Origin of the sequence: Streptomyces sp. NPDC087787, assembly GCF_044743035.1 — a bacterium.
Lineage (GTDB): Bacteria > Actinomycetota > Actinomycetes > Streptomycetales > Streptomycetaceae > Streptomyces.
Genome location: NZ_JBIUVQ010000012.1, coordinates 206772 through 230286 on the forward strand (window position 1 = coordinate 206772; position 23515 = coordinate 230286).

Below are 23515 nucleotides of genomic sequence, written 5' to 3' on the forward strand. Positions count from 1 at the left end.
GTACGCGCGGTAAGTTTCTGGCCATGTCACGTGGACGTCACCGCCATTCCCCACCCCTGCACAGGCTGTTGCCGTCTTCGGCGATCGCCGGCGTCTCCGTCGTCTGCGCCCTGGGCCCCTGGGCGTTCACGGACGCGGCGGTGCTGCGGTTGCTCGCCGGGACCGCCGCGGTGACCGCTGTTCTCGGCGCGGTCGTCATGCGCCGCTGGGACGCGCAGGCCGGACGGCGGGTAGCCGACCTCACGCGCGCGCGTGTGAGCGACGAGTGGCGATTCGAGGAACGGATCGCCGAACTCGAGACCGACCTCGAGGAGTCGCGCGAACTGCGCGGCCGCCTGGAGCAGAAGCTGCGCGCCCGGCGCACGGAGCTCGCGGGGCTGCGCAACGAGCACGCGGCACTGCTGCGGCGGTACGCCACGGCGGAGACCGAGCGCGCGAGCGCGCTGGAGGGCCGCCGCCTGCTGGAGATCGAGACCGGCCCCGACGTGCTCGCGCTGCCCGCCGCGTCGACGGACGCCATGGACGCCGCGGACGCCATGGACGCCGCGGACGCCATGGACGCCGCGGACGCCATGGACGCCGCGGATGTCACGGACGTCGACGTCGCGGACGTCGAGGGTGCTCAGACGCACGAGTCCGCGGCTCCCGTGACCGGGCCGGCCGGGAAGAGGCCGGAGGCCACGGCGCCCGGCGCGTTCTCCCCGGAGGGGTCCGAGCTGTACCTGCGCGCCGAGGCCGCCCTGTCGCGGTTGGGCGACGGCGGCGCCCGGGCGGCGAGGACGGACGAAGCGGCCAGGACGGTTACCCCGAAGGAAGCTGACACGGCGTCGGAGACCGACCCGGTGCGGGAGGCGTCCGTACCGGCGGACGGCGACGCCGGCCCGGAGTCCGCGGAGGAGTCCGCGACGGACAAGACGGACGAGACGCACGAGACGCACGAGCGCGCGGTGGCCACCGACGAGGCGGGGACGGAGACCGAGCCCGCCGAGCCCGCCGAGACCGTCGACCGGGAGGACTCCGCGGAGTCGACCGGCGCGACCGAGGTGGTCGAGCCCGCCGAGTCGGCCGACCGGAGTCACCTCGCCGGAGCGGCCGGGACGGCCGAAGCCGCCGAGCCGGTCGACCGGTCCATCGGGTCCACGGCCACGGCCGGTCCGGGTGAGCAGGCCGCGCCCGCCCCCGCCGCACCGGCTTCCTCCGCCAAGGCGGTCGAGTCGGCCAAGCCCGCGCCCCGGCTGCCCGCCGGGCACTTCACCGTGCCGACCGCGGTGGCCGTCGTACCGGCCGCGCCCGCGCGGCGCCCGCTGGTCGAGGGCGGCTTCGACTTCTTCGGCACGAAGGCGGACGCGTCGGCCACCGAGTCGCACACCGTACGGAACGACGGCCTCGGCGACGTGGTGGGTCAGGAGCCGCTCGCCCCGCACAAGGCGGAGGCCGAGTCCCAGTACAAGCCGGCCGATGCCGACGTGCCGGCCGCCGGCCATCAGATCATCGACCTGACGGCCCACGACGAGACGGAACAGATCAACCTTCCGGGGCTGCGCACCGCGGCCTCCTGACGCCCGTCCTCCGCGACGCCGGGCCACCCGCCCGGCGTCGCACCCGGGTCGCCCACCGGTCAGGTCATCCACCGGTCCGGCCGCGCGCTCCGGCGGCCCGTGCGCGACCTCTCCGCCTGGCCCCGCAGCAGCCGGTCCGCCTCCCGCGCGTCCCGCAGCCGGGCCGTCACGGTCCGGCCGGCCCCGTTGTCCACGTGCACTCCGGCGAGGCCCCACACGCGCTGCCAGGGCCCCTGCCGCAGCCGTACGCTCTGCACCTTCGCGTGCGGCACCAGTGCGAGCCGGCGCCGCAGCAGCCCGTGCCGCGCGGCGAACACCGCGTCGGTGACGGCGATCCCGTGTCCGCGCCACCACACCGGCGCGCACCACCGGGCGCGCCGCGGCGGCCGGAGCAGGCCGGAGGCCTGAGGCACCGTCACCCCGGGCAGGACCCGGGCGATCACCGACTCGGCGACCTCCCGCGGAGCGACCGGCAGCAGCAAGGTGTTCGACGACCCGGCGACGTCCAGCTCGACCCGCACCCAGCCGCGCCACCGCCACAGCAGCGGCTCCACGATCCGCACGGTCTGCACCCGCCCCGGCGGCACCGTCTCGTGCGTGCGGTCCAGCAGCCCCCGGTCGATCCGCAGCCCGTCGGGCGATTCGCCCACCACCCAGTCGTACTCGGCGGCGAAGCGTCCCGCGCTGTTCGCCACGGCGCTGCCGAGCAGCGGCAGCACGGAGGCGAGCACCGTCCACAGGCTGTGGGTGGCCAGCCACAGCAGCGGCGGTACGACGGCGGCGGCGACCAGCGACCCCCAGGTCGCGCCGGTCAGCAGCAGCGAGACGGCGATCAGGCGCCCGGGTACACGGACCAGTTCCCGCGCGGGTGCCTCACCGACCTCGCGGGCCGTCTCCGGCGCGAACCCGGCCGCGCGCGCGAGCAGTTCGGCGCGCAGCGCCCGCGCCTCCTCCTCGCCGAGGAAGGCGAGTTCGTCCTTCTTGTCCGTCCCCACGACGTCGAGTTTCAGCTTGGCCACGCCCGCGACCCGGGCGAGCAGCGGCCGGGTGACGTCGACGGCCTGGATCCGCTCCAGCCTGATGTGCGCGGTGCGGCGGAAGAACAGCCCGGTGCGGATGCGCAGTTCGGTGTCGGTCACCGCGAAGTGCGTGAACCACCAGGACAGGAAGCCGTGGAGGGCGGCCAGGGGTATGACGAGCGCGAGCCCGGTCACCAGCGTGGTCGTCGTCAGCCGTGTCAGGTGCCGCTGCGCCTGGTCGGGGTCGTGCACGGCCCAGCCCGCGAGCACGGCGACCGGCGCCCACGCCCGTCTCAGGGGTGTGACGGGATGCAGCCGTCGCTCGGTCACGGGCAGCCCGCCGGGTACGGCTGTGTCGTGCACGGCCTGTTCGGATATGCCGCCGTCGCTCACGGCCTCTTCGTACCCGGCCTGTCCGGGCACGGCTTCCCCGCGTATGACCTCTCCGCGTACGGCCTCGTCGCCCCCCGCCGCCGTCACAGCCCCGCCGATCGTGCCTCGCCGAGTTCGGTGAGCCGGTCGCGCAGCCGTTCCGCCTCGGCCGGGTCGAGGCCGGGGATGGTCGCGTCGGTCGCTGCGGCTGCCGTGTGCAGCTGCACGGTGGCCAGCCCGAAGTGCCGCTCCACGGGCCCGGAGGTGACCTCGACGAGCTGCATCCGCCCGTAGGGCACCACGGTCTCCTCGCGCCACAGCACGCCCCGGCTGATCAGCAGGTCGTCGGCGCGCTCGGCGTACCGCCACGAGCGCCAGTTGCGGCCGAGCAGCACCCAGCCCCACGCCATCAGCGCCAGCGGCAGCAGGGCGAACGCCGACCAGGCAAGGCCGGCCAGCAGGCCCGGCAGCAGCCCCGCGGCCAGGGCGAACAGGCCCAGCCACACCACCAGCAGCAGCCGCCGCATCCGCAGCAGGCCGCGCGGCAGCGCCCGCCACACCGGCTCGTCCCCGGCCGCCGCCCGCTCGTCCTCGCGGCTCCCCGTTTCCATGGGGCAAGCGTACGTACGAGAGACTGTGTCCATGACTCCTACGACGGAGACCACGGTCGGGATCGGCGGCGCCGCGGAGAGCACCGACATGGTGCTGAACATCGGGCCGCAGCACCCCTCCACGCACGGTGTGCTGCGGCTGAAACTGGTGCTGGACGGCGAGCGCATCACGCGCGCGGAGCCGGTGATCGGCTACATGCACCGCGGCGCGGAGAAGCTGTTCGAGGCACGCGACTACCGCCAGATCATCATGCTGGCCAACCGCCACGACTGGCTGTCGGCCTTCTCCAACGAGCTGGGCGTGGTCCTCGCCGTGGAGCGGATGCTCGGCATGGAGGTGCCCACGCGCGCGGTGTGGACGCGCACCCTGCTCGCCGAGCTGAACCGGGTGCTCAACCACCTGATGTTCCTCGGTTCCTACCCGCTGGAGCTGGGCGGCATCACTCCGGTCTTCTACGCGTTCCGGGAGCGCGAGGTCCTCCAGAACGTCATGGAGGAGGTATCCGGCGGCCGGATGCACTACATGTTCAACCGGGTCGGCGGCCTGAAGGAGGACCTGCCGGCCGGCTGGGCCACGCGCGCGCGTGCCGCGGTGGCCGCCGTGCGCTCGCGCATGGACGTCTTCGACGACCTGGTGCTCGGCAACGAGATCTTCCGCGGGCGCACTCGGGGCGTGGGCGTCCTGACGCCGCGCGCCGTGCACGCCTACGGCGTGAGCGGTCCCATCGCGCGCGGCTCGGGCGTCGACTTCGACCTGCGCCGCGACGAGCCGTACCTGGCGTACGGAGACCTCCAGGACACCCTGAAGGTGGTCACCCGGCAGGAGGGCGACTGCCTGGCCCGCTTCGAGTGCCTGCTGGAGCAGACCCACAACGCGCTGGACCTCGCCGACGCCTGTCTGGACCGGATGGCCGAGCTGCCGCCCGGTCCGATCAACCAGCGGCTGCCCAAGGTACTCAAGGCGCCCGAGGGGCACACGTACGCGTGGACCGAGAACCCGCTCGGCATCAACGGCTACTACCTGGTCAGCAAGGGTGAGAAGACGCCGTACCGGCTGAAGCTGCGCTCGGCGTCGTACAACAACATCCAGGCGCTCACCGAGCTGCTGCCGGGCACGCTGGTGGCGGACATGGTGGCCATCCTGGGGTCAATGTTCTTCGTGGTCGGGGACATCGACAAATAGGGCCGCCGCGTCCGCCTCCGCGAGGCCGGCCGGGTGCGCCAGCCAGCCGAAGTCGCCGAGCCCGCCCGGCGAGGTCAGTTCGGCGGCCTCCCCGGCGCGCGCGAGGGCGCGCACGTACTCCGAGGGACGCGTGGAGGCGAGGCTGAGCGGGGGGCGTGCGCCGGTGACCCCCAGGGCGTGCAGGGCCTCGCGCTGTGTCAGCAGCCGGGCGCCCTCGGGCGCGCACGCGGCGCACGCGTCCAGGGCCACGTGCGCCGTGATGTCGCACGATCCGTCCGGCACCGGTGCCGTCTCCCGGCCCTCCCGGAAGCCCGTGAGCGTCCCGAAGGGCGGTCGCGCCCCGGCCGTGTGCGCGTAGTCGACGGCGACCGCGAGGCCCCGTTCGACCTGCGAGACCGCGGCGGCCCAGGCGGCGTCGCGGGGCAGCCCGATCTCCGCGCGCAGGCCCTGCTCGGCGGCCAGCGGCCACCACCGGTCCAGCCACCGCGCCCGCGCCCCCGACACCGGCTCCCCGAGCCGTTCGGCGCCGTCCCGCCGTACGAGGACCTGCCGCGGCACGCCCGCGGAGTCCACCTCCACGACCTCCACCGGCACGTTGTCCAGCCACTCGTTGGCGAACAGCAGCCCGGTGACGCCCCGCGGTGGCTGCTCCGACCACGCGATCCGGTCGTCCAGGCCCTCCGGCCTGGCGGCGATCTCGACCGCGTGCACGCGCGTGCGTGCCGCCACGTCCGCGGGCAGCGCGGCGAGCACGCCCGCCGCCAGCTCACCCCGCCCGGCCGCCATGTCGACGAAGTCGAGCGCCGCCGGGCGGCCCAGTGCCCGGTCGACCCGGCACAGCAGCCGCGCCACGGCCGCCGCGAACAGCGGCGAGGCGTGCACGGACGTCCGGAAGTGACCGGCCGGGCCCTCGGGCCGCCGGTAGAAGCCGTCCGGCCCGTACAGGGCCTCCTCGGCCGCCGCCCGCCAGCCGCGCCACTCCTCGGCCCGGCCGTCCGCCGCGCTCTGCGCCGTGGCGGGGGTGCGCTCGGGGGCGTCCGCCGTGGTGCGCTCGGTGCTGTCCGCCGGGTCTTCCGTCACCCCGACAGACTAGGGTCCGTCCGGTGGGGCGAGACGCACAAATGATCACTGCCTCCACCTTGGGGAGTACGAGGGCCCCGTGCGGATCGGCCCTTCGGTTGACCCCGGCACCTGTGCCGCTTCCCTACTCTGGGTTACGTGCAGCGCCTCTATGACTTCATCCGCAGGCACCCGATGTGGGTGGACGGCTCCTGGGCCCTCATCCTCCTCGGGCTTTCCGGCGTGAGCGTGTCGAATCTCAACGGGGCGCCCGGCCACCACGGTTCGGTCCACGCGGGCCTCGCCCTGTCCTTCGTGCTGTGCGTGGTCGTCGCACTGCGCCGCCGGATGCCGGAGAAGATGCTGGTGCTGGCGGGCGCGGCGGGTGCGGCGCAGCTGGTCCTGGACGCCGAGACGATGGTCGCCGACTTCGCCATGCTGGTGATCATCTACACGGTCGCCGCGATCGGCGCCCGGTGGGCCAGCCGGTTCGCCCTGGCCGGCGGGCTGTGCGCGGCGGCCCTCGCGCAGATCCGCTGGCCGCAGCACGACGCGAGCGCCCTGGGCAATGTCGCGATAACCGTCTTCCAGACGGTGCCGTTCGCCCTCGCCTGGGTGCTCGGGGACTCGGCTCGCACCCGCCGCGCCTACTTCGCGCAGCTGGAGGAGCGCGCAGCCCGTCTGGAGAAGGAACGCGAGGCGCAGTCCAAGGTCGCGGTCGCCGCGGAACGCGCCCGGATAGCGCGCGAACTGCACGACGTGGTCGCGCACAACGTGTCGGTGATGGTGGTGCAGGCCGACGGCGCCGCCTACGTCCTGGACGCCGCGCCCGACCAGGCCAGGAAGGCCCTGGAGACGATCTCCTCCACCGGCCGCCAGGCCCTCGCCGAGATGCGCCGCCTGCTGGGCGTGCTGCGCACCGGGGAGCACCAGGAGGGCGGCGAGTACGTGCCGCAGCCCGACGTCGGCCAGATCGAGGACCTCGTCGAGCAGTGCCGGGGTTCCGGGCTGCCCGTCGACTTCAGGATCGAGGGCACCCCGCGCCCGCTGCCCAGCGGGGTCGAGCTCACCGCGTACCGCATCGTGCAGGAGGCCCTCACCAACACCCGCAAGCACGGCGGGCCGAACGCGGGCGCGAGCGTGCGCCTGGTCTACTTCGACGACGGGCTCGGACTGCTCGTCGAGGACGACGGCAAGGGCGCGCCGCACGAGCTGTACGAGGAAGGCGGCGCCGACGGGCGTGGGCACGGCCTGATCGGCATGCGCGAACGCATCGGCATGGTGGGCGGCACCCTGGACGCGGGTCCGCGCCCCGGCGGCGGCTTCCGCATCAGCGCCCTGCTGCCGCTCAAACCGGTGCACTGACACCGGCGCACACCGCACCCGCGCGAACACCGAAGACGAACGGAGCCGACCCAACGATGACGAACGGAAGAGGACCCACCCGATGACGATCCGCGTGATGCTCGTCGACGACCAGGTGCTGCTGCGCACCGGATTCCGGATGGTGCTCGCCGCACAGCCGGACATGGAGGTCGTCGCGGAGGCGGGCGACGGCGTCGAGGCCCTCCAGGTGCTGCGCTCCACCGCCGTCGACGTGGTGCTGATGGACGTGCGCATGCCGAAGCTGGACGGTGTGGAGGCCACCCGCCGCATCTGCTCCGAGCCGGACCCGCCGAAGGTGCTCATCCTGACCACCTTCGACCTCGACGAGTACGCCTTCTCCGGGCTGAAGGCGGGCGCCTCCGGGTTCATGCTCAAGGACGTGCCGCCCGGCGACCTGCTCGCCGCGATCCGCTCCGTGCACAGCGGGGACGCCGTCGTCGCGCCCTCCACCACCCGGCGGCTGCTCGACCGGTTCGCCCCGATGCTGCCCACGGCCGGCAAGAAGCCCCAGCACAAGGAGCTCCAGCGGCTCACCGAGCGCGAGCGCGAGGTCATGGTCCTGGTCGCGCAGGGCCTGTCGAACGGCGAGATCGCCGCCCGGCTGGTGCTGTCCGAGGCGACGGTGAAGACCCATGTGGGCCGCATCCTGACCAAGCTGGGCCTGCGGGACCGGGTGCAGGTGGTCGTCCTCGCCTACGAGACGGGACTCGTCCGGGCCGGCGGACACGGCTGACCGGCGTACGCGGCCATCGGTAGGGTCTGCGCATGCTCCTGTGGATCAACGGCCCCTTCGGGGGCGGAAAAACACAGACCGCACACGAGATCCAGCGCCGTCTGCCCGGCAGCGTCGTCTGCGATCCCGAGCATGCCGGGTTCGGCCTGCGCCGCATGCTGCCGCCCGGACTGCGCGGCGACTTCAGGGACTTGGCGTCCTGGCGGCAGGGGGTGGTGGAGGTCCTCGACCTGGCGCTCACCCGGCACGAGGGCGTGGTGATCGCGCCCATGACCGTCACCGACGCCGGCCAGTTCGCCGAGACCGTCGGGCGGCTGCGCGAACTGGGCCATGACGTACGGCACTTCGCGCTCCTCGCGGAACGCGAGACCGTTCTGAGACGGCTGCGGGAGCGCGGGTTCGGGCACCTCGTCGGGTACGTCGCAGGCAAGACCGCCGTCGGCCGGGAGACCTGGGCCGTGCGGCAGCTCGACGACTGCCTGGAGCGGCTGCGCGAGCCGGAGTTCGCCGAGCATCTGTGGACCGACCACTCGACCGTGCCGAAGACCGCGGACCGGATCGCCGTCCTGGCCGGCCTGACGCTGCGGCCCAACACCGAGGGCCCGCTGCGGACACGGCTGCGGCAGGCCAAGGTCGGCGTCCGGCACATCCGGTTCGAAGGACCGGGGCACATGCCCGACTCCGGCTCCGGCCCGGGGGCCTAGGGCACTAGCGGAGTACTCCCTCGAGGAAGTCGCTGCCCAGCCGGGCGACCGTGGTGACGTCCAGCTGGTGCAGCACGTACCGCCCGCGGCGCCGGGTGGTGACCAGGCCCGCCTTCTTCAGCACGCCCAGGTGCCGGGATATCTCCGGCGCGGTCATGCCGTGCACCTGGGCCAGCTCGCTGGTGGTGCACGCGCTGCGGGCCAGACTGCGGCACAGCCGCATCCGCACCGGGTGGGACAGGGCGGTCATCCGCAGGGTGAGCTGCTCCACCGAGGGCGGGGCGGCGAGCTCCGGGGAGCCGACCGGATAGTGCAGCACCGGCTGCCAGCCGTACCGGTGCAGCACCATCAGGTGGGGCCGGCCGAGGCTCGTCGGCACGAGCAGCAGGCCGCCCTCCGCCGTGGCCGTGCGGCCATCGCCCAGCTTGTCGACGATGATCCGCGCGGACGCCTCGTCGAGCGCCACCGCCGGGGACACCGCCGACAGGGCCTCGGCCAGGCCCTTGCGGCGCAGCAGCTCGGTCTTGTGCCGGGTGTCGGCCGCGAGCTGGTGGCGCAGCCGGGACCAGGTCCGGGCGAAGAACGCCTCGTCGCAGTCCTCGAGGAACTGCCGCAGCCAGGTCCTGATGCGGGGCGGGTCGGCCAGTAGCCGCTCGGTGAAGCGCACCTGCTGCGGCCCGCGCGCGGCGGCCAGCTCCACGGCACGGCGGCGCAGCCCGGCGTCGGCGAGCGCACCGGGGCCCGGCAGGCTGTACGGCAGGGCGCAGGTGAACTCCAGGGCGGCGTCCACGAACTGCTCGTCGGACAGCCTGTCGAGGACGTCCAGGTCGTCGGCGAGGGTCGCGCCCGGGAGCGTGGAGCCGCCGGGCACGCCCGCGCACGGCAGGAAGAGGTCGGAGAACGTCGTGCGCCACAGGAAGTCCGCCTCGCACATCCGGTCGGCCAGGTGCGAGTCGAGCCGGGCGGTGACACCGGTCACCCAGCCCTGAAGACCGGGGTGGTGCCCCGGCTCGGACAGCGCGTGCAGCGCCATGCCGAGCTCGGCCAGCGGCGCGGCCACGACGGCCACCCTCTCCGGCCGCAGCCCGGCGATGTCGATCCGCACACTCATACCCCCATGGTGCCCGGCCCCACTGACAGCCCACCGCCGGCCGCCCGCGGCGGGCTAGCCGTCGGTCTCCTTGGGCAGGCGGGCGGCGAAGTCCGCCACCGCTGCTCGTACGTCGTCCGCGGTCCAGGTCAGGCCCTCGGCCCGGACACAGACCTCGGTGCGGGCCAGGCGCGGGACCGGGGCGTCCCAGCCGCCGGTGAAGAGCATCGTGCCCGTCTCCTCGGCGGTCCGGATCGCGGCCCCGGCGACCGTCTCGGCGTCGTACGGCAGCCAGACCTGGAACTCGTGGGTGTGCGGTTCAGCCGGGTGGACGTGGCTCCAGGGCAGCCCGGCCGCGGCGAACCCCTCGCGCAGCGCGGCGGCCACCACGCGCGCGTGCCGCACGTACTCGGGCAGCCGGGGCAGCTCCCGCTCCAGCCCCGCCAGTGCCGACAGCGCCGTCGGGAACTGCTGGAAGACGTTGCCGCCGTACCGGTGCCGCCAGGTCTTGGCCTCCTCCACCAGCTCCTTCGGCCCGGCGAGCGCGGCGCCGCCGTAACCGGCGAGGGACTTGTAGAACGACACGTACACGCTGTCGGCCAGGTCCGCGATCTCCTCCAGCGGCCGGCCGAAGTGCACGGTGGTCTCCCACAGGCGCGCGCCGTCGAAGTGCACCACCGCGTCCCGCGCGCGTGCCGCGTCCACGAGTTCGAGGAGCTCCTCCCACGTGGGCAGCAGGAAACCGGCGTCCCGGAGGGGCAGTTCGAGCATCAGCGTCCCGAAGGGCTCGTCGAGGTCGCGCACCTCCTCGGCGGTCGGCTGGCGCGGCTCGCTCGTCACCCGCACCGGCCGCAGCCCGGCGACCTGGCTGAAGGCGTGCCGCTCGTGCACCTCGGGATGGGCCATCGCGTGCAGAGCGACGGCCGGGTCGCCGGTGCGGCCCGCCCAGCAGCGCAGGGCCACCTGCTGGGCCATCGTGCCGGTGGGGAAGAAGGCCGCGGCCTCCTTGCCGAGCAGGCCGGCGACCTTCTCCTCCAGGGCCTCCACGACCCCGTCGCCGTACATGTCCGACGCCTCGTCGAGGTCGTACACCTCCCGGACCTCGTCCAGCAGCGCCAGCCGCTCCCGGAGAGTCCCCAGGTGCGTCGGGCGCCCCAGCACGCGCTCCGCGCTCCGGCACGCGGCCACGCGCCGCTTGCGGAGCTGCTTGAGCCGCTCCCCTTCCGAGGCCCGCTCCCCGTCCCCCGCCTGCTCGCCGGCCGCCGCCCGCTCGTCGAGCCGTGCGTCCCGTGCGTCCTGCTCCGCCGTATCACTCATGCCCCGGATCATCGCGCGTCCGGGGCACGACGGGCACCCGCATTTCCCGCTCCGCCGCCCACAGCCTGTGGGCGACCGGACCGCCGCCGGAACCGATCGCGTTAACATGACGAGAAATCGTCCGGTACCCCGAGCGGACTGGAACGGGAAGGTCACCATCGCGTGAGTAGTAGCCAGCAACCAGACCCCAGGGACCGCCCCGCGCGGCTCGCCGTCGGCGTCGTCGGCGCCGGTCGGGTGGGTCCCGCGCTCGCCGCGTCCCTCCAGCTCGCCGGGCACCGCCCGGTGGCCGTCTCCGCGGTCTCCGACACCTCCAGGCGGCGGGCCGGGCTGATGCTCCCCGACGTGCCCGTGCTGCCGCCCGCCGACGTGCTCGAACGGTCCGACCTGGTACTGCTGACCGTCCCCGACGACACCCTGCCCGGACTGGTCGCGGGCCTCGCCGAGACCGGCGCCGTACGGCCCGGGCAGCTGCTCGTGCACACCTCCGGGCGGTACGGCGCGAAGGTGCTGGACCCCGCCCTGCGCGCGGGCGCGCTGCCACTGGCCCTGCACCCGGCGATGACGTTCACCGGCACCCCCGTGGACGTGCAGCGGCTGGCCGGCTGCTCCTTCGGCGTCACCGCCCCCGATGAGCTGCGGCTCGCCGCCGAGGCCCTGGTCATCGAGATGGGCGGCGAGCCGGAGTGGATCGCCGAGGAGACCCGCCCGCTGTACCACGCGGCCCTCGCCCTCGGCGCCAACCACCTGGTCACGCTGGTCGCCCAGTCCATGGAGCTGCTGCGCGAGGCGGGCGTCGGGGCCCCCGACCGGATGCTCGGCCCGCTGCTCGGCGCCGCCCTGGACAACGCCCTGCGGTCCGGCGACGCGGCCCTGACCGGTCCCGTCGCGCGCGGCGACGCCGGCACGGTCGCGGCCCACGTCGCCGAACTGCGCCGACACGCCCCGCAGACCGTCGCCGGCTACCTGGCGATGGCCCGCGCCACCGCCGACCGCGCGCTCGCCCACGGCCTGCTCAAGCCCGAACTGGCCGAGGACCTGCTGGAGGTACTCGCCGGCGGCCCGAACCTGCCCGAGAACCCCGAGAGTGGGGAAGACCGATGAGCCGTCGCATGCTCGAACTCGCCCCCACGGTGAGCGACCTGACCTGCGTGCGCGACCAGCGCGCCGGCCGGGGCCGCACCGCCGTCGTGATGACGATGGGCGCCCTGCACGAGGGCCACGCCACCCTCATCCGCGCGGCCCGGGAGCACGTCGGCGACGAGGGCTTGGTGATCGTCACCGTCTTCGTCAACCCGCTCCAGTTCGGCGCGGGCGAGGACCTGGACCGCTACCCGCGCACCCTGGAGGCCGACCTCAAGGTGGCCGAGCAGGCGGGCGCCGACGCCGTGTTCGCGCCGTCCGCCGAAGAGGTCTACCCCGACGGCGAACCGCAGGTCAGGATCACCGCGGGCCCCATGGGCGAGCGCCTGGAGGGTGCCTTCCGGCCCGGGCACTTCGACGGCATGCTCACCGTCGTCGCCAAGCTGCTGCACCTCACCCGTCCCGACCTGGCCCTGTACGGGCAGAAGGACGCCCAGCAGCTCGCCCTGATCCGCCGCATGGTCCGCGATCTCAACATGGGTGTGGAGATCGTCGCCGTACCGACCGTGCGCGAGGACGACGGACTGGCCCTGTCCAGCCGCAACCGCTACCTCTCCCCGCAGGAGCGGCACACCGCGCTGGCCCTCTCCCAGGCCCTGTTCGCGGGCCGCGACCGGCACGCCGCCCAGGAGGCGCTGTGCGCCCGGGCCCGTGAAGTGCCCTCCACGCGTGCGCGTGCCGAGGCCCTGAGCGCCCTCGGGGAGTCCCGCGCGGCGGCCGACGCGGCGGCCGTCGCCAAGGCCACCCCGGGCGCCGCCGCGGCCGTCCGCGCGGCCGCCCAGCTGGTCCTGGACGAGGCCGCGCGCTTCGACCCGCCGCTGGAACTCGACTACCTGGCCCTGGTGGACCCGGCCGACTTCACCGAGGTCGGGGACGACTTCACCGGCGAGGCCGTCCTGGCCGTCGCCGCGCGGGTCGGGGCGACCCGGCTGATCGACAACCTCCCGCTCACCTTCGGAACCCTGGGAGCCGCCTCGTGACCAGCACAGGCATACGACTGCACGCGCCCGCGCCCGGATGGTCCATCGCGGCGGACGTCGTGGTGATCGGCTCCGGCGTCGCCGGTCTCACCGCCGCCCTGCGCTGCGAGGCGGCCGGACTGACGACCGTCGTCGTCACCAAGGCCCGCCTCGACGACGGCTCCACCCGCTGGGCCCAGGGCGGCGTCGCCGCGGCCCTCGGCGAGGGCGACACCCCCGGCCAGCACCTGGACGACACCCTGGTGGCCGGCGCCGGCCTGTGCGACGAGGAGGCCGTACGGATCCTCGTCACCGAGGGCCCCGACGCCGTACGGCGGCTGATCTCCACGGGCGCGCACTTCGACACCGACCACGAGGGCGGCATCGAGCTCACCCGTGAGGGCGGCCACCACCGCCGCCGGATCGCGCACGCGGGCGGCGACGCGACCGGCGCTGAGATCTCCCGCGCCCTCGTCGAGGCGGTACACGCGCGTGGCGTGCACACCGTCGAGAACGCGCTCGTCCTTGACCTGCTCCTCGACGCCGAGGGCCGCACCGCGGGCGTGAGCCTGCACGTCATGGGCGAGGGCCAGCACGACGGCGTGGGCGCCGTGCACGCGCCCGCGGTGGTCCTCGCGACCGGCGGCATGGGCCAGGTCTTCTCCGCGACCACCAACCCGTCCGTCTCCACGGGCGACGGCGTGGCGCTCGCCCTGCGCGCGGGCGCCGAGGTCTCCGACCTGGAGTTCGTGCAGTTCCACCCGACGGTGCTCTTCCTCGGCGCGGACGCCGAGGGCCAGCAGCCCCTGGTCTCCGAGGCGGTGCGCGGCGAGGGCGCCCACCTGGTCGACGGCGACGGCGTGCGCTTCATGACCGGACAGCACGAACTGGCCGAACTCGCGCCCCGGGACATCGTCGCCAAGGGCATCACGCGGCGGATGCTGGAGCAGGGCACCGAGCACATGTTCCTCGACGCCCGGCACTTCGGCGCCGACATGTGGGAGCGCCGCTTCCCGACGATCCTGGCCGCCTGCCGGGCCCACGGCATCGATCCGGTCACCGAGCCCGTCCCGGTCGCGCCGGCGGCCCACTACGCCTCCGGAGGCGTGCGCACCGACTCGCACGGCCGGACGACCGTGCCGGGCCTGTACGCGTGCGGAGAGGTGGCCTGCACCGGCGTGCACGGCGCCAACCGCCTCGCCTCCAACTCCCTCCTGGAGGGCCTGGTCTACGCCGAGCGCATCGCCGCCGACATCGCCCGGGAGCACGCGGCCGGCGGACTGCACGCGCGCGTGCCGGAACCCGTCCCGCACCCGGAGACGCCCGCCCAGCCCCTGCTCGCCCCCGAGACCCGGTTCGCGATCCAGCGGATCATGACCGAGGGCGCGGGCGTGCTGCGCTCCGCCGCGTCGCTGGCCCGGGCCGCCGAGCAACTGGAGCGGCTGCACGCCGAGGCCCGCGCGGACCTGGACGAGAACGGCAAGACGGCGGAGCCGGGCGTCGACACCTGGGAGGCCACGAACCTCCTGTGCGTGGCCGGTGTCCTGGTCGCCGCCGCCCGCCTGCGCGAGGAGACCCGCGGCTGCCACTGGCGCGAGGACCACGCCGAGCGGGACGACACCCACTGGCGCCGCCACATCGTCGTACGGCTGAACCCGGACAGCACCCCCGCCGTGCACACCACGGACACCGCAGAGTTCCCCCCGACCCGCCCCGGGGCCCCGGCCCCGCGTCCTCTGGAGCAGTGACACAAGTGAGCAGCGAAGACCTTCCCCTCGCCTCGAACGGCGGCTGCGGCGACGGCTGTGCCTGCGGCGCGGACACCGACGAGGAGTACCTGGAGTGCGGGCTCGACCCCGCGCTCGCCCAGCTCCTGGCCGACGCCGGACTCGACCCGGTCGAGGTCGAGGACATCGCCAATGTCGCCATCCAGGAGGACCTGGACGGCGGCGTGGACGTGACGACGGTCGCGACCATCCCCGAGGACGCCGCGGCCACCGGCGACTTCACCGCGCGTGAGGCGGGCGTGGTGGCCGGCCTCAGGGTCGCCGAGGCGGTGCTCTCGGTGGTCTGCACGGACGAGTTCGAGGTCGAGCGGCACGTCGAGGACGGCGACCGCGTCGAGGCCGGGCAGAAGCTGCTGTCGGTCACCACACGCACGCGTGACCTGCTGACCGGCGAGCGCAGCGCGCTCAACCTGCTCTGCCGTCTCTCCGGCATCGCGACCGCCACGCGCGCCTGGGCGGACGCCCTGGAGGGCACCAACGCGCGCGTGCGCGACACCCGCAAGACCACGCCGGGCCTCAGGTCGCTGGAGAAGTTCGCCGTCCGGTGCGGCGGCGGCGTGAACCACCGCATGTCGCTGTCGGACGCGGCCCTCGTCAAGGACAACCACGTGGTCGCGGCCGGCGGCGTGGGGCAGGCCTTCAAGGCCGTACGGGAGGCCTTCCCGGACGTGCCGATCGAGGTCGAGGTCGACACCCTGCACCAGCTGCGCGAGGTCGTCGACGCCGGCGCCGATCTGATCCTGCTCGACAACTTCACGCCCGGCGAGTGCGAGGAGGCCGTGGCCATCGTCGGCGGCCGGGCCCTGCTGGAGGCGTCCGGCCGGCTGACCCTGGACAACGCCGGGGCGTACGCCGGCACGGGCGTCGACTTCCTGGCCGTCGGGGCCCTGACCCACTCCTCGCCGATCCTGGACATCGGCCTGGACCTGCGCGAGGCGGAGTGACGGCCATGCTCCTGACGATCGACGTCGGCAACACGCACACCGTGCTGGGCCTGTTCGACGGGGAGGACATCGTCGAGCACTGGCGCATCTCCACCGACGCGCGCCGCACGGCCGACGAGCTGGCGGTGCTGCTCCGGGGACTGATGGGCATGCACCCGCTGCTCGGCGACGAACTGGGCGAGGGCATCGACGGCATCGCGATCTGCGCGACCGTGCCGTCGGTGCTCCAGGAGCTGCGCGAGGTGACGCGGCGCCACTACGGCGACGTACCCGCCGTGCTCGTCGAACCCGGCGTCAAGACGGGCGTGCCGATCCTCTTCGACAACCCCAAGGAGGTCGGCGCCGACCGCATCATCAACGCGGTGGCGGCGAACGAGCTGTACGGGGGGCCGGCGATCGTCGTCGACTTCGGCACGGCGACGACGTTCGACGCGATCAGCGCCCGCGGGGAGTACGTCGGCGGGGTCATCGCGCCCGGTATCGAGATCTCCGTCGAGGCGCTGGGCGTCAGGGCGGCGCAGCTGCGGAAGATCGAGGTGGCCCGGCCGCGCAGCGTGATCGGCAAGAACACGGTCGAGGCGATGCAGGCGGGCATCATCTACGGGTTCGCCGGACAGGTCGACGGCGTGGTCAGCCGGATGGCCCGCGAGCTGGCCGACGATCCGGACGACGTGACGGTGATCGCGACGGGCGGGCTGGCGCCGATGGTGCTCGGCGAGTCCTCCCTGATCGACGAGCACGAGCCGTGGCTGACCCTCATCGGCCTGCGGCTGGTCTACGAGCGGAACGTGTCGCGCCTGTGAGAGCGGGCCGCTGAGCGGGGGGCGACACCCCACACGCCACACTCGCGTCTTATGTCGAATTTGTCTGATTAGCGCGTATCGTCGGCCTATGCCTACGCCATACGGAACCCGCGGCGGCATGGCGTTCGGCGCGGAGGAGCTGCTCGTGCTCCGCCGCGCCCTCGCCCTCGCCCTTCAGCCCCGTCCCGCCAGCGCCGAAGACGTGCGGGACTGTCGCCGGCTCGCCGAGTCACTCGACGAGGCCATGCACGAGGGTGTCCGGCTGCGCGCGTTCCTGGTGGCCGACCTCGCCCGCTACCGCGCCGCCCTCCCCGGCACGGTCACCGGCTACCTGGCGCTCCTCGCCGAGTGCCTGGGCGCGGGTCACCGCCCCACAGCCGACGACCTGGCCGCGCTGGCCGCCCTGAGCGGCAACCCGACCGCGGCGGCCCTCCTGCGCCACTGCGGGACACTCGCACCCCCTGTGGCGCCCCCTCGCGCCGTCCACCCCGTCCCGGCCGCCCGCCCGGCCCCCGTCGAAGCGCCCGCCCCGGCCGGTCCCGGTCACCCGGCCGGCCCCTCCCGTCCCGGGGGCGTTCCGGCGGTCGTTCCGGCCTGCCGCGGCGCGTTCCAGGCCGTCGCGGGCGGACAGGGGGCGCAGCAGGAGGAGGGCGGGGACGAGAAGCCCGCCCAGAAGCCCGCCGCGAAGCCGGGGGAGCGGCCCGCGCCCGCGCAGCCGGGGACGGCGCCCGCGCCGAAGCCGGTGCGGCGGCCCGTGCCCACGCCGGGCGAGGTCTTCCCGCGGCGGAAGCCGCAGCAGCGGCTCGCGATGGTGTGACGCTCCGGGCCACCCCGCCCCTGTTTGTCCCGCCGCCGTGGCTACTCTGGATCCCATGGACTACGTCTCCGCACTCGTTCCCCCGGTCGTCATGGCCGCGTTGTTCATCGCTCTGGTCAGGGTGATCGTGAAGACCCAGGGCGGGGCCGCCAAGGCCAAGGAGGACGCGGCCGTGGACGCCGCCCTCGCGCGCGCCCGGAGCGGCTCCCAGGCCACCGCGGCCGGTGCGCCCACCGACGCCTGAAACGACGTACGACCCCGTGTGGGAGAACTTCACCACGGGGTCGTACGCCCTTTTTGTTCGCGTTTGACGCCGATGGTGTAGTTCAGCACGCCATTGCCGGGATCTCCTACTAGGGTGCTGAGTTGTGCCTCGACCTCTGGGAGATCTCGAAGACGCGGTCATGACGCGGGTGTGGAAGTGGAACCGCCCGGTGACCGTTCGAGAAGTCCTGGAAGACCTTCAGCGGGAGAGGTCGATCGCGTACACCACGGTGATGACCGTTTTGGACAATCTCCATCACAAGGGCTGGGTGCGCCGCGAAGCCGAGGGCCGGGCCTATCGATATGAGGCCGTCTCCACCCGTGCCGCCTACGCCGCCGCACTGATGAACGACGCCTGGTCCCAGAGCGACAACGCCGCCGCCGCTCTCGTCGCCTTCTTCGGGATGATGAGCGACGAACAGCGGCAGGCCCTGCGGGACGCCGTACGCATCGTAGAAGGCACCGCCGAAGGCGCCATCGGGGGAACCGGCCCATCCGAAGTCACCGGTGAAGTCCCGGATACCACCCGAGCTCCGGATACCGGCGAAGCCCCGGATACCCGTGACGAGAACCCCGGTTCGGCGCGGGACGACCACGGGCGATAGCGTCCGCCCATGTCCGTAGAACGCCCCGAAGAGACCGCAGAATCCATCACCGTCCGACGGGCCCGGACCGGCGATGTCCCCGCAGTGCGCCGACTGCTGGACGCCTACGTTCGCGGGCGCATCCTGCTCGACAAAGCGACGGTGACGCTTTACGAGGACATCCAGGAGTTCTGGGTCGCCGAACGGGACGACAACGCCGAGGTCGTCGGCTGCGGCGCACTGCACGTGATGTGGGAAGACCTGGCGGAAGTGCGCACTCTCGCGGTGAAGCCAGGTCTGAAGGGCGCCGGCGTGGGGCATCGGCTGCTGGAGAAGTTGCTGGAGACGGCACGTCTGCTCGGCGTTCGCCGCGTATTCTGTCTGACCTTCGAAGTGGACTTCTTCACCCGGCACGGCTTCGTGGAGATCGGCGAGACGCCCGTCGATGCCGATGTCTACGCGGAGCTGCTGCGTTCCTATGACGAGGGCGTCGCGGAGTTCCTGGGTCTCGAACGAGTGAAACCGAACACCCTGGGCAACAGCCGGATGCTTCTGCATCTGTGATCGACATTCCCGCGGTCCGGCATGCCCGTGTTCCCTATGTCCGAAACGCGCATGTTTTCGGACGGGGTGAGTGCCTGGTCTCTCCCAGGGGTTTGTGTTTTTCCCGCAAAAGCGGTTTGCTTTCCGACGTACTGCTGTACTGCATATAACAGGGGACGGCGAATCGGGCGGACGCCGACCATCCCCGGTCCTCACGTTATCGATGAAAGGAAATCCGGTGGCACAGAAGGTTCAGGTCCTTCTTGTCGACGACCTCGACGGCGGCGAGGCGGACGAGACCGTGACGTTCGCGTTGGACGGCAAGACCTACGAGATCGATCTCACCACTGCCAATGCGGACAAGCTCCGTGGTCTTCTCGAGCCGTACCTCAAGAGCGGCCGGCGTACCGGGGGCCGCGCTTCGGGCGGACGCGGAAAGGCGCGTGCCGCTTCCGGCGGCAGCCAGGACACCGCGCAGATCCGCGCCTGGGCCAAGGAGAACGGCTACGAGGTCAACGACCGCGGCCGGGTCCCCGCGACCATTCGCGAGGCCTACGAGAAGGCCAACGGCTGATCAGGGGCCGATGTCTGCCCCTCGCCGAACGGGAACGGCTGGGCGCACGCGCGCCGCAGCCGGATCCGGTGGACGTGTGTCGCCACCGTGTCCACGAGGCGTACGAGATCGGGGGCGCCCCGACGGCCCCCCATGGCCGACAGCGTCGGCAGCGAGGCCTCGACCTCGCACCCGGGCCCGGGGGGCCGCAGCCACACGGCGGCCCCCTGCGAAGCCGAGCGCGTACCTGAGCGGCCGGGGCTGACCGGACCGTCGCCCGGAGGCGGCGGCGCGTCCATCAGCGAGCCCGCGCCCAGCGCCACCACGTCCAGGTCGAGCGCCGGCGGGCCCCACTCCAGCCACTCCAGCAGCCCCGGCAGCTCCTCCGCGCTTCCCGCGGCCACCAGCAGCCCCATCCGGTCCCCCCGCGCGGCCACCGGAGAGCCGGGCCCCAGATGGCGCAGCGCCGCACGTCCGGCCTCGGCGGGCACGTCCAGCACGTCGAAACGGCGGCCCACGACAAGTCGTAGCGGCACTCCGGGCACCGTGGCCCAGCCCAGTTCGTTCTCGTACCAGTGCCGCCCGTGCCCCCAGTCCCGCTCCCGGTCGCCGGGGGCCGGCGGCCGACGGGGAGAAGGAACCGGAACGGGGACCGTGGAAGGGCTGCCGACCATGTCTGGGAAACCACCCGAAACGCGCCGGAGTTACGCTCGGTGCCGGTGCGCTTGCGAGCTGTGCCGGAGAAAAGGGGTCCGTGGGGGCGGGAAAGGGCGCAAGGTTGTTCGCCCGTAGCTGAGGGAACCCGGGCACTCGGCATGCAATGTCAGTCGGTGCGGGTAAGACATGCCTAGTGGGAGGGGGCGACACGCAGGCGGCACCCGGGCAGTGGTGTCTCACGTTCGCCATCGGCGTACTGGCGACTGGGGTAACTGCCTGGCCTGCGGGAACATCGTCTCGCACTATCGGGTTGGAGCAGATGTCGGCGTTCGGGGTCAGGAGGCAGCGTTGGTTCTCGGTCCGGTGTCGGCAGTTGGAATGAGCGGTCCCCGCTTGCGGGACTAAGCTGCGGAAGGACAGGGAGGGGAAGTTCCCCCCCACTGCCTGACCGCTCTGAGGAGCGATTAACGATGTTCGAGAGGTTCACCGACCGCGCGCGGCGGGTTGTCGTCCTGGCTCAGGAAGAAGCCCGGATGCTCAACCACAACTACATCGGCACTGAGCACATCCTCCTGGGCCTGATCCACGAGGGTGAGGGTGTCGCCGCCAAGGCCCTTGAGAGCCTCGGGATTTCGCTCGAGGCGGTCCGCCAGCAGGTGGAGGAGATCATCGGCCAGGGCCAGCAGGCCCCCTCCGGCCACATCCCCTTCACCCCCCGTGCCAAGAAGGTTCTGGAGCTGTCGCTCCGGGAGGCCCTTCAGCTCGGCCACAACTACATCGGCACGGAGCACATCCTGCTCGGCCTGATCCGTGAGGGCGAGGGCGTCGCCGCCCAGGTCCTGGTCAAGCTGGGCGCAGACCTCAACCGGGTGCGGCAGCAGGTCATCCAGCTGCTCTCCGGTTACCAGGGCAAGGAGACCGCCACCGCCGGCGGCCCTGCCGAGGGCACCCCCTCGACGTCCCTGGTCCTCGACCAGTTCGGCCGGAACCTCACCCAGGCCGCTCGCGAGTCCAAGCTCGACCCGGTCATCGGGCGCGAGAAGGAGATCGAGCGGGTCATGCAGGTGCTGTCCCGCCGCACCAAGAACAACCCGGTGCTGATCGGTGAGCCCGGCGTCGGCAAGACCGCCGTCGTCGAGGGCCTCGCCCAGGCCATCGTCAAGGGCGAGGTGCCCGAGACCCTCAAGGACAAGCACCTCTACACCCTGGACCTCGGTGCCCTGGTCGCCGGATCCCGCTACCGCGGTGACTTCGAGGAGCGCCTGAAGAAGGTGCTCAAGGAGATCCGCACCCGCGGTGACATCATCCTGTTCATCGACGAGCTGCACACGCTGGTCGGTGCGGGTGCCGCCGAGGGCGCCATCGACGCGGCGAGCATCCTCAAGCCGATGCTGGCCCGCGGTGAGCTGCAGACCATCGGTGCCACCACCCTGGACGAGTACCGCAAGCACCTGGAGAAGGACGCGGCCCTGGAGCGCCGCTTCCAGCCCATCCAGGTCGCCGAGCCGTCCCTGCCGCACACGATCGAGATCCTCAAGGGCCTGCGCGACCGGTACGAGGCGCATCACCGCGTCTCCATCACCGACGAGGCGCTGGTCCAGGCCGCCACCCTGGCCGACCGGTACATCTCGGACCGCTTCCTGCCGGACAAGGCGATCGACCTGATCGACGAGGCCGGCTCCCGGATGCGCATCCGCCGGATGACCGCGCCGCCGGACCTGCGCGAGTTCGACGAGAAGATCGCCGGCGTCCGCCGGGACAAGGAGTCCGCGATCGACTCGCAGGACTTCGAGAAGGCCGCCTCCCTGCGCGACAAGGAGAAGCAGCTCCTCGCTGCCAAGGCCAAGCGCGAGAAGGAGTGGAAGGCCGGCGACATGGACGTCGTCGCCGAGGTCGACGGCGAGCTGATCGCCGAGGTCCTCGCCACGGCCACCGGCATCCCGGTCTTCAAGCTGACCGAGGAGGAGTCCAGCCGCCTGCTCCGCATGGAGGACGAGCTCCACAAGCGGGTCATCGGCCAGGTGGACGCCGTCAAGGCGCTCTCCAAGGCGATCCGCCGTACGCGCGCCGGTCTGAAGGACCCGAAGCGTCCAGGTGGCTCGTTCATCTTCGCCGGCCCGTCCGGTGTCGGTAAGACCGAGCTGTCCAAGGCGCTCGCCGAGTTCCTCTTCGGCGACGAGGACGCGCTGATCTCCCTCGACATGTCGGAGTTCAGCGAGAAGCACACGGTCTCCCGCCTCTTCGGTTCGCCCCCCGGCTACGTGGGCTACGAGGAGGGCGGCCAGCTCACCGAGAAGGTGCGCCGCAAGCCGTTCTCGGTCGTCCTGTTCGACGAGGTCGAGAAGGCCCACCCGGACATCTTCAACTCGCTGCTGCAGATCCTGGAGGACGGTCGCCTGACCGACTCCCAGGGCCGGGTCGTGGACTTCAAGAACACGGTCATCATCATGACGACCAACCTCGGCACCCGGGACATCTCCAAGGGCTTCAACCTGGGCTTCGCCGCCTCGGGCGACACGAAGACCAACTACGAGCGCATGAAGAACAAGGTGTCGGACGAGCTCAAGCAGCACTTCCGGCCCGAGTTCCTCAACCGCGTCGACGACGTGGTGGTCTTCCCGCAGCTGACGCCGGAGGACATCCTGCGGATCGTCGACCTGATGATCGGCAAGGTGGACGAGCGCCTGAAGGACCGGGACATGGGCATCGAGCTCTCCCAGTCCGCCAAGGAGCTGCTGTCCAGGAAGGGCTACGACCCCGTTCTGGGCGCCCGGCCGCTGCGCCGGACCATCCAGCGCGAGGTCGAGGACACGCTCTCGGAGAAGATCCTCTTCGGCGAGCTGCGCCCCGGTCACATCGTGGTCGTGGACACCGAGGGCGAGGGCGAGTCCCAGACCTTCACCTTCCGCGGTGAGGAGAAGTCCGCGCTGCCGGACGTCCCGCCGATCGAGCAGGCGGCCGGTGGACCCGGACCGAACCTGAGCAAGGAGGCGTAAGCCTCAGCGGCAACCGAGAGGGGCCGGTGCCTTCGGGCACCGGCCCCTCTCGCGTGCCCGTGTGCCCGGGTGTCCCCCTGTGACGGGGGCCACATGGCCTCCGTCACAGGGGAAGGGCGCCCACCCCCGCTTCCCGGTGACAAGGCGCACAGGCCCTCGGGGAGGTACTACGACAATTAGTGGGAACAGCGGGCGAAAAGCAGGCGAAAAGCAGACATTCGGGGCGGTGGAATGCTGCGCATAGGCGGCTGTACGCGGCATTTGTTCCGAATGCGGAAGACGTCAAGAGATGTACGACACAGTCGTCTCATACTACTTTCCGTCGTAGTGGGGGTGTTTGAACGTCGGTGACCGGCGGGGTTACCAAGGGATGGCCCGCCCGGCGAAGGCACAAGCGTCCGGGTGGTTCTCATTTCCCCGAGTTCCAGAGGT

At 72.6% G+C, this 23515-nt stretch carries 22 protein-coding genes; 16 read left to right on the forward strand and 6 right to left on the reverse strand.

What is annotated here, in order from left to right; translation table 11 throughout:
* Positions 1–23 precede the first annotated feature (23 nt).
* The gene (locus ACIOWN_RS20695) at positions 24–1559 is read left to right on the forward strand and encodes a hypothetical protein (RefSeq protein ID WP_401983062.1); all 1536 of its coding nucleotides are present in this window, start codon (positions 24–26) and stop codon (positions 1557–1559) included.
* A gap of 59 nt (positions 1560–1618) precedes the next feature.
* Here the strand turns inward: ACIOWN_RS20695 and ACIOWN_RS20700 are convergent, their stop codons facing one another.
* Positions 1619–2956: a PH domain-containing protein gene (locus ACIOWN_RS20700; protein WP_362350367.1), complete on the reverse strand. Its 1338-nt coding sequence runs from the start codon at positions 2954–2956 to the stop codon at positions 1619–1621.
* Positions 2957–3054: 98 nt separating this feature from the next.
* Positions 3055–3561 (reverse strand): PH domain-containing protein, encoded by a 507-nt coding sequence (locus ACIOWN_RS20705; RefSeq protein WP_401983063.1) that lies wholly within the window; start codon positions 3559–3561, stop codon positions 3055–3057.
* Positions 3562–3592: 31 nt separating this feature from the next.
* On the opposite strand from ACIOWN_RS20705, the gene ACIOWN_RS20710 reads away from it, so the two are divergent.
* On the forward strand, positions 3593–4744 hold the full coding sequence (locus ACIOWN_RS20710) for an NADH-quinone oxidoreductase subunit D (RefSeq protein ID WP_362350232.1): 1152 nt from the start codon (positions 3593–3595) through the stop codon (positions 4742–4744).
* On the opposite strand, the gene ACIOWN_RS20715 is transcribed toward ACIOWN_RS20710, so the two are convergent.
* A complete protein-coding gene (locus ACIOWN_RS20715) occupies positions 4709–5689 on the reverse strand; it encodes an SAM-dependent methyltransferase (protein ID WP_362350369.1) in 981 nt (326 codons plus the stop codon). The two genes, ACIOWN_RS20710 and ACIOWN_RS20715, sit on opposite strands and share 36 nt — an antisense overlap.
* A gap of 273 nt (positions 5690–5962) precedes the next feature.
* Here ACIOWN_RS20715 and ACIOWN_RS20720 point away from each other — a divergent pair, with 273 nt between their 5' ends.
* The 3 genes from ACIOWN_RS20720 (at position 5963) to ACIOWN_RS20730 (ending at position 8626) form a co-directional block, all read left to right on the forward strand.
* Positions 5963–7168, forward strand: a complete 1206-nt coding sequence (locus ACIOWN_RS20720; protein WP_362350235.1) for a sensor histidine kinase — start codon at positions 5963–5965, stop codon at positions 7166–7168.
* 82 nt (positions 7169–7250) lie between these two features.
* Complete coding sequence (locus tag ACIOWN_RS20725) at positions 7251–7922, forward strand: response regulator transcription factor (protein ID WP_362350237.1); 672 nt, start codon at positions 7251–7253, stop codon at positions 7920–7922.
* 32 nt (positions 7923–7954) lie between these two features.
* Complete coding sequence (locus ACIOWN_RS20730; protein ID WP_362350240.1) at positions 7955–8626, forward strand: AAA family ATPase; 672 nt, start codon at positions 7955–7957, stop codon at positions 8624–8626.
* Between the two features lie 4 nt (positions 8627–8630).
* Here ACIOWN_RS20730 and ACIOWN_RS20735 read toward each other — a convergent pair whose 3' ends face one another.
* Positions 8631–9737, reverse strand: coding sequence for a DUF5937 family protein (locus ACIOWN_RS20735; RefSeq protein ID WP_362350243.1), 1107 nt, complete (start codon positions 9735–9737; stop codon positions 8631–8633).
* 54 nt (positions 9738–9791) lie between these two features.
* On the reverse strand, positions 9792–11033 hold the full coding sequence (locus tag ACIOWN_RS20740) for a threonine aldolase family protein (RefSeq protein WP_401983066.1): 1242 nt from the start codon (positions 11031–11033) through the stop codon (positions 9792–9794).
* A 162-nt stretch (positions 11034–11195) separates the two neighbouring features.
* On the opposite strand from ACIOWN_RS20740, the gene ACIOWN_RS20745 reads away from it, so the two are divergent.
* From ACIOWN_RS20745 to ACIOWN_RS20790, 10 genes are all read left to right on the forward strand, one after another.
* A complete protein-coding gene (locus ACIOWN_RS20745) occupies positions 11196–12137 on the forward strand; it encodes a DUF2520 domain-containing protein (protein WP_362350248.1) in 942 nt (313 codons plus the stop codon).
* Positions 12138–12145: 8 nt separating this feature from the next.
* Positions 12146–13156 carry a pantoate--beta-alanine ligase gene (panC, locus tag ACIOWN_RS20750; protein ID WP_401983085.1) on the forward strand — a complete coding sequence of 337 codons (1011 nt, stop codon included), beginning with the start codon at positions 12146–12148 and terminating at the stop codon, positions 13154–13156.
* The gene (locus ACIOWN_RS20755; protein ID WP_362350251.1) at positions 13153–14883 is read left to right on the forward strand and encodes an L-aspartate oxidase; all 1731 of its coding nucleotides are present in this window, start codon (positions 13153–13155) and stop codon (positions 14881–14883) included. Before panC ends, ACIOWN_RS20755 begins: the two co-directional genes overlap by 4 nt.
* Before the next feature lie 5 nt (positions 14884–14888).
* Complete coding sequence (gene nadC / locus ACIOWN_RS20760; RefSeq protein WP_362350253.1) at positions 14889–15866, forward strand: carboxylating nicotinate-nucleotide diphosphorylase; 978 nt, start codon at positions 14889–14891, stop codon at positions 15864–15866.
* Positions 15867–15871: 5 nt separating this feature from the next.
* Positions 15872–16669 carry a type III pantothenate kinase gene (locus ACIOWN_RS20765; protein ID WP_100568541.1) on the forward strand — a complete coding sequence of 266 codons (798 nt, stop codon included), beginning with the start codon at positions 15872–15874 and terminating at the stop codon, positions 16667–16669.
* Positions 16670–16757: 88 nt separating this feature from the next.
* Positions 16758–17486, forward strand: coding sequence for a hypothetical protein (locus ACIOWN_RS20770; RefSeq protein WP_401983069.1), 729 nt, complete (start codon positions 16758–16760; stop codon positions 17484–17486).
* A 55-nt stretch (positions 17487–17541) separates the two neighbouring features.
* The gene (locus ACIOWN_RS20775; RefSeq protein WP_362350258.1) at positions 17542–17730 is read left to right on the forward strand and encodes a hypothetical protein; all 189 of its coding nucleotides are present in this window, start codon (positions 17542–17544) and stop codon (positions 17728–17730) included.
* A 160-nt stretch (positions 17731–17890) separates the two neighbouring features.
* A complete protein-coding gene (locus ACIOWN_RS20780; protein WP_401983071.1) occupies positions 17891–18355 on the forward strand; it encodes a BlaI/MecI/CopY family transcriptional regulator in 465 nt (154 codons plus the stop codon).
* 9 nt (positions 18356–18364) lie between these two features.
* The gene (locus tag ACIOWN_RS20785; protein WP_362350264.1) at positions 18365–18898 is read left to right on the forward strand and encodes an amino-acid N-acetyltransferase; all 534 of its coding nucleotides are present in this window, start codon (positions 18365–18367) and stop codon (positions 18896–18898) included.
* Positions 18899–19115: 217 nt separating this feature from the next.
* Positions 19116–19451 carry an Lsr2 family protein gene (locus ACIOWN_RS20790; RefSeq protein WP_362350266.1) on the forward strand — a complete coding sequence of 112 codons (336 nt, stop codon included), beginning with the start codon at positions 19116–19118 and terminating at the stop codon, positions 19449–19451.
* Here ACIOWN_RS20790 and ACIOWN_RS20795 read toward each other — a convergent pair.
* Positions 19430–20104 carry an SCO3374 family protein gene (locus ACIOWN_RS20795; protein ID WP_362350269.1) on the reverse strand — a complete coding sequence of 225 codons (675 nt, stop codon included), beginning with the start codon at positions 20102–20104 and terminating at the stop codon, positions 19430–19432. The two genes, ACIOWN_RS20790 and ACIOWN_RS20795, sit on opposite strands and share 22 nt — an antisense overlap.
* A 453-nt stretch (positions 20105–20557) precedes the next feature.
* Between ACIOWN_RS20795 and ACIOWN_RS20800 the strand changes: the two genes are divergently transcribed.
* Entirely contained in the window at positions 20558–23083 is a 2526-nt protein-coding gene (locus tag ACIOWN_RS20800; RefSeq protein WP_362350271.1) for an ATP-dependent Clp protease ATP-binding subunit, read from the forward strand.
* Positions 23084–23515 lie beyond the last annotated feature (432 nt).

What these genes read in the sequence shown, in the direction of transcription:
- ACIOWN_RS20695 (WP_401983062.1), top strand. Translation starts at nt 24, where the DNA reads ATGTCACGTGGACGTCACCGCCATTCCCCACCCCTGCACAGGCTGTTG.
- ACIOWN_RS20705 (WP_401983063.1), bottom strand. Translation starts at nt 3,561, where the DNA reads ATGGAAACGGGGAGCCGCGAGGACGAGCGGGCGGCGGCCGGGGACGAG.
- ACIOWN_RS20710 (WP_362350232.1), top strand. Translation starts at nt 3,593, where the DNA reads ATGACTCCTACGACGGAGACCACGGTCGGGATCGGCGGCGCCGCGGAG.
- ACIOWN_RS20725 (WP_362350237.1), top strand. Translation starts at nt 7,251, where the DNA reads ATGACGATCCGCGTGATGCTCGTCGACGACCAGGTGCTGCTGCGCACC.
- ACIOWN_RS20730 (WP_362350240.1), top strand. Translation starts at nt 7,955, where the DNA reads ATGCTCCTGTGGATCAACGGCCCCTTCGGGGGCGGAAAAACACAGACC.
- ACIOWN_RS20735 (WP_362350243.1), bottom strand. Translation starts at nt 9,737, where the DNA reads ATGAGTGTGCGGATCGACATCGCCGGGCTGCGGCCGGAGAGGGTGGCC.
- ACIOWN_RS20740 (WP_401983066.1), bottom strand. Translation starts at nt 11,033, where the DNA reads ATGAGTGATACGGCGGAGCAGGACGCACGGGACGCACGGCTCGACGAG.
- panC (WP_401983085.1), top strand. Translation starts at nt 12,146, where the DNA reads ATGCTCGAACTCGCCCCCACGGTGAGCGACCTGACCTGCGTGCGCGAC.
- ACIOWN_RS20765 (WP_100568541.1), top strand. Translation starts at nt 15,872, where the DNA reads ATGCTCCTGACGATCGACGTCGGCAACACGCACACCGTGCTGGGCCTG.
- ACIOWN_RS20770 (WP_401983069.1), top strand. Translation starts at nt 16,758, where the DNA reads ATGCCTACGCCATACGGAACCCGCGGCGGCATGGCGTTCGGCGCGGAG.
- ACIOWN_RS20775 (WP_362350258.1), top strand. Translation starts at nt 17,542, where the DNA reads ATGGACTACGTCTCCGCACTCGTTCCCCCGGTCGTCATGGCCGCGTTG.
- ACIOWN_RS20780 (WP_401983071.1), top strand. Translation starts at nt 17,891, where the DNA reads ATGACGCGGGTGTGGAAGTGGAACCGCCCGGTGACCGTTCGAGAAGTC.
- ACIOWN_RS20785 (WP_362350264.1), top strand. Translation starts at nt 18,365, where the DNA reads ATGTCCGTAGAACGCCCCGAAGAGACCGCAGAATCCATCACCGTCCGA.
- ACIOWN_RS20795 (WP_362350269.1), bottom strand. Translation starts at nt 20,104, where the DNA reads ATGGTCGGCAGCCCTTCCACGGTCCCCGTTCCGGTTCCTTCTCCCCGT.
- ACIOWN_RS20800 (WP_362350271.1), top strand. Translation starts at nt 20,558, where the DNA reads ATGTTCGAGAGGTTCACCGACCGCGCGCGGCGGGTTGTCGTCCTGGCT.